This window comes from Geminicoccus sp., from assembly GCF_036263595.1.
GTDB lineage: Bacteria > Pseudomonadota > Alphaproteobacteria > Geminicoccales > Geminicoccaceae > Geminicoccus.
In genome coordinates this window covers 1-4322 of record NZ_DATAGQ010000018.1, presented here as the reverse complement: position 1 = coordinate 4322, position 4322 = coordinate 1, and the positions used below count along the sequence as shown (strand labels likewise).

Genomic DNA, 4322 nt, shown 5'->3' with positions numbered 1-4322 from the left:
CGTCATGGCGAAGAGCTCCGGGGCTTGCTTGGTCAGTGACGCCGGGTCGCGGCGAGCTCGGCGCCGTAGCGCCATTCCAGGATGGTCTTGATCACGAGCGTGGCCAGGCCCAGCAGGGCCAGCAGCGACGCCACCGCGAAGGCGGCCACCGACTGGTACTCGTTGTAGAGGATCTCGACATGCAGCGGGATCGTGTTGGTCAGGCCGCGGATATGGCCCGACACCACCGACACCGCGCCGAACTCGCCCATCGCCCGGGCGTTGCACAGGAGCACGCCGTAGAGCAGGCCCCATTTCACGTTCGGCAAGGTCACGCGGCGGAAGGTCTGCCAGCCCGAGGCACCCAGCGACAGGGCGGCTTCCTCCGCTTCCCGCCCCTGCTCGGCCATCAGCGGGATGAGCTCGCGCGCGATGAAGGGAAAGGTCACGAACATCGTGGCCAGCACGATGCCCGGCACGGCGAACACGATCTTGAGCCCCATCGACGCCAGCATCGGCCCGAACAGGCCGTTGGCCCCGAACAGCAGCACCCAGACCAGCCCGGAGATCACCGGCGAGACCGAGAACGGCAGGTCGATCAGCGTGATCAGCACCGACTTGCCGGAAAAGTCGAACTTCGCGATCGACCAGGCGGCGCACAGGCCGAACACGAGGTTGACCGGCACGGCGATCGCCGCGACCAGCAGGGTCAGCCGGATGGCGCCCATGGCGTCAGGCTCGACGATCGCTTCCTGGAATGCGGGCCAGCCTTCCCGGAACGCTTCGGTGAACACAACGAGGAGCGGCAGGATCAGGAAGCCGCACAGGAAGACGACCGTGATGCCGATCAGGATCCGTCGGGCCATGCGCCCTTCGGCGTGCGCCGGACGGTGGGGGGTGATGGTGGCCACGGCGGTATCGGGCAAGCTCGCGATCATCCTCGGTCGTAGCTCCTGCTCCAGGCCTGCAGCAGATTGATCAGCAGCAGCAGCGTGAACGACCCCAGCAGCATCACCACGCCGATGGTGGCAGCGCCGGCATAGTCGAACTCTTCCAGCCGGATCACGATCAACAGCGGTGCGATCTCCGACTGGTAGGGCATGTTGCCGGCGATGAAGATGATCGAGCCATACTCGCCGACGGCCCGGGCGAAGGCCAGGGCGAAGCCGGTGAGCGCCGCCGGGAGGATGCTCGGCAGGATGACGCGCCATACCGTCTGGAGCCGGCTGGCCCCCAGGGTGGAGGCGGCTTCCTCCACCTCACGATCGAAGTCCGCCAGCACCGGCTCGACCGTCCGGACCACGAACGGCAGGCCGATGAAGACCATCGCGACGATGACGCCCAGCGGCGTGAAGGCGACCTCGATGCCTAGCGGGCTGAGCAGTTGCCCGATCCAGCCATCGCTGGCGAACAGGGCGGTCAGGGTGATGCCTGCTACCGCGGTGGGCAGGGCGAAGGGAAGGTCGACGGCCGCATCCAGCAGGCGCTTGCCCGGAAAACGGTAGCGCACCAGGACCCAGGCGACGATCGATCCCATCACTAGGTTCACCAGCGCGGCGATCAGTGCCCCGCCGAAGCTCAGGCGCAAGGCGGCCAGCGTGCGCTGGTCGGTCGCCACGGCGAGGAAGTGGCCGAAACCGTCGCCGACGCTGCGCAGGAACATGACGGCCAGGGGGATGAGCACGATCAGCGAGAGGTAGGTGACCGTCACGCCCATCGCCGGCCCGAAGCCCGGCAGGACGTCACGTTGTGCACGAACGAGCGTCAGTGCGGTACGCCGCATCTGCTTACTTTCCTACAGCATAGATTGCGTCGAAGATCCCGCCGTCATCGAAATGCTCCCGCTGCGCCTTCGCCCAGCCACCAAACACTTCTTCGATCGTGAACAGATCGATCTTTGGTAGATGAGAAATATCGGCCGGATCGGCATGCTGTGGCTCACGGGGGCGATAATAATTCTTCGCCACGATCTTCTGTCCCTCTGGCGAGTAGAGGAACTGCAGATAGGCTTCAGCTACCTTGCGCGTGCCCTTGGCATCAACGTTGCCATCTATCAGCGCCACAGGGGGCTCTGCCAGGATGCTCACCGACGGCACGACGATGTCGAACTTGTCGGCCCCGAACTCGGCTAAGCTGAGATAAGCCTCATTCTCCCAGGCCAGTAGGACGTCGCCCTGTCGACGCTGGGCAAAGGTCGTGGTGGAGCCTCGGGCACCGGCGTCCAACACGGGAACCCGCCGGAACAACTCGCTCAGATATTGCCGTGCGCTATCGGCGGAGCCGCTCGGTTGGCGCAGGGCCCAGCCCCAGGCAGCCAGATAGTTCCACCTGGCGCCACCCGACGTCTTGGGGTTGGGCGTGATGACCTTGACGTCATCCTTCACCAGGTCACCCCAATCCTTGATGGCCTTGGGATTGCCCTTGCGGACCAGGAACACGATCGTCGAGGTGTAGGGCGTGCTGCCGTATGGCAGACGGCCCTGCCAGTCCCTGGGAAGCTTGCCGGTGTTGGCAGCAATGGCGTCGATGTGGCTGGCAAGTGCCAGGCTCACCACATCCGCGTCCAGACCGCCGATCACCGATCGAGCCTGCCTGCCGGACCCACCATGGGACATCCGGATTAGTACCTGCTCGCTGGTTTGAGTCTCCCATGAAGCAGCGAACGCCTCGTTGATCTCCCGATAGAGTTCACGGGTAGGATCGTAGGAGACGTTCAGGAGCTCTACTGCTGCACGAGCGCGCCGCACACGGATGAAGGGCAGCAAGCCCAACCCTGTGCCAACGCCTACGATTCGGGTGGCTTGACGACGATCCAATGACGCCGCTCCGTATTGATGGCGAGGTAGCACCTCTTGCCATGGACCGAGATGAACCAAAGGCTCGGCCGGGTTCTCAAGCCGGCTTGTAGATCCGGTCGAACACGCCGCCGTCGCCAAAATGCTCCGGCTGGACCTTCGCCCACCCGCCGAACGTCTCGTCGATCGAGAGCAGGTCGGTGTTCACGAACCGGGCCACATCTTCAGGGGCGGCATGCTGTGGCTCGCGCGGGCGGTAGTAATGTTTGGCTGCGAGCTTCTGCCCTTCCGGCGAATAGAGGAAGTTCAGATAGGCCTCCGCCACCTTGCGTGTACCCTTGGCGTCGACCACGCCGTCCACTACGGCGACCGGCGGCTCAGCCAGGATGCTGACCGATGGCACCACAATCTCAAGCCCGGCATCGGCAAACTCGACCAGCGAGAGGAAAGCCTCGTTCTCCCAGGCGAGCAGCACGTCGCCCTGCTTGCGTTGCACGAAGGTGGTGGTCGACCCGCGAGCACCCGTGTCCAGCACCGGAACGTGCTGGAACAGGTCGCGCACGAAAGCTTCCGCCTTGGCGGCATTGCCGCCCGGCTGCCTGAGCGCCCAGCCCCACGCCGCCAGATAGTTCCACCTAGCGCCACCCGACGTCTTAGGGTTGGGCGTGATGACCTTCACGTCGTCCTTGACGAGGTCACCCCAGTCCCTGACCCCCTTGGGGTTTCCCTGGCGGACCAGAAACACGATCGCCGAGGTATAGGGCGTGCTGTTGTAGGGCAGGCGCTTTTGCCAGTCCTTCGCCAGCTTGTCGGTATTGTTCGCGATCGCATCGATGTCGCCGGCCAGCGCCAGGGTCACTACATCCGCCTCGAGCCCGTCGATCACCGATCTTGCCTGTTTTCCGGACCCGCCATGCGAAGCGCGGACCGTCACTTCCTCGCCAGTCTGCTGTTCCCAGGCAGCGGCGAAGACCGAGTTGACGTCTTTGTACAACTCGCGGGTGGGGTCATAGGAGACGTTCAGGATCTCCACAGCCGCTCGCGCAGGTTGAATACTGGCGAACGGAGCGACACCTAGCGCGGCCGACCCCGCCAGGAGCGCGGACGCCTTACGACGGCTCAGCCTCATTCCACTCTCCGTTGATCAGGTTTGTCGTTCCTGCACGAGCGTCAGCGCGTGCAGCGACGGCTACCGGCGCCATCGATCCGACTGTGGAAAAGTCTATAAAATTAGTCAAGTATGTAGGTTTAATGACTTCCATGGCCGAAGCTGCCAGGACGGCGGTCGCCTTGCGGCGGCTGAAGGTCCTTCACGGTCTCCCACATCCAATGGCAACTGCATGGAGAGCGGAGCAGAAGGGTTCCAGCCAAGGCTAAGCTCCAAAGGCTACCTAGTCTCGCCAGGGATCCAGCACGGCCACGCTGCAGCCCTCGAAGTCCTTGACGTTGCGGGTCGCCACCTCTGCCCCATGCACCTGCGCAATGGCGGCGATCATGGCGTCGTAGCCCGCGATGGGTCGGCCAGCCCGATCACGTGTCCCTTTGAGT

General features: G+C 64.2%; 4 protein-coding genes. All 4 read right to left on the bottom strand.

Translation table 11 applies throughout. The annotated features are described in order from the left end of the window. Positions 1–32: 32 nt before the first annotated feature. The 4 genes from cysW to VHL31_RS01180 all read right to left on the bottom strand — a co-directional run bounded on the left by cysW (position 33) and on the right by VHL31_RS01180 (position 3903). Entirely contained in the window at positions 33–845 is an 813-nt protein-coding gene (cysW, locus tag VHL31_RS01195) for a sulfate ABC transporter permease subunit CysW (protein WP_349262328.1), read from the bottom strand. Between the two features lie 68 nt (positions 846–913). Continuing rightward, positions 914–1762: a sulfate ABC transporter permease subunit CysT gene (cysT, locus tag VHL31_RS01190; protein ID WP_329659372.1), complete on the bottom strand. Its 849-nt coding sequence runs from the start codon at positions 1760–1762 to the stop codon at positions 914–916. A 4-nt stretch (positions 1763–1766) separates the two neighbouring features. Then, positions 1767–2795 (bottom strand): sulfate ABC transporter substrate-binding protein, encoded by a 1029-nt coding sequence (locus VHL31_RS01185; RefSeq protein WP_414653620.1) that lies wholly within the window; start codon positions 2793–2795, stop codon positions 1767–1769. Between the two features lie 76 nt (positions 2796–2871). Next, the gene (locus VHL31_RS01180) at positions 2872–3903 is read right to left on the bottom strand and encodes a sulfate ABC transporter substrate-binding protein (RefSeq protein ID WP_329659370.1); all 1032 of its coding nucleotides are present in this window, start codon (positions 3901–3903) and stop codon (positions 2872–2874) included. Positions 3904–4322 lie beyond the last annotated feature (419 nt).

Coding starts and splice junctions, on each gene's coding strand:
- cysW (WP_349262328.1), bottom strand. CDS start 845: ATGGCCCGACGGATCCTGATCGGCATCACGGTCGTCTTCCTGTGCGGC.
- cysT (WP_329659372.1), bottom strand. CDS start 1,762: ATGCGGCGTACCGCACTGACGCTCGTTCGTGCACAACGTGACGTCCTG.
- VHL31_RS01180 (WP_329659370.1), bottom strand. CDS start 3,903: ATGAGGCTGAGCCGTCGTAAGGCGTCCGCGCTCCTGGCGGGGTCGGCC.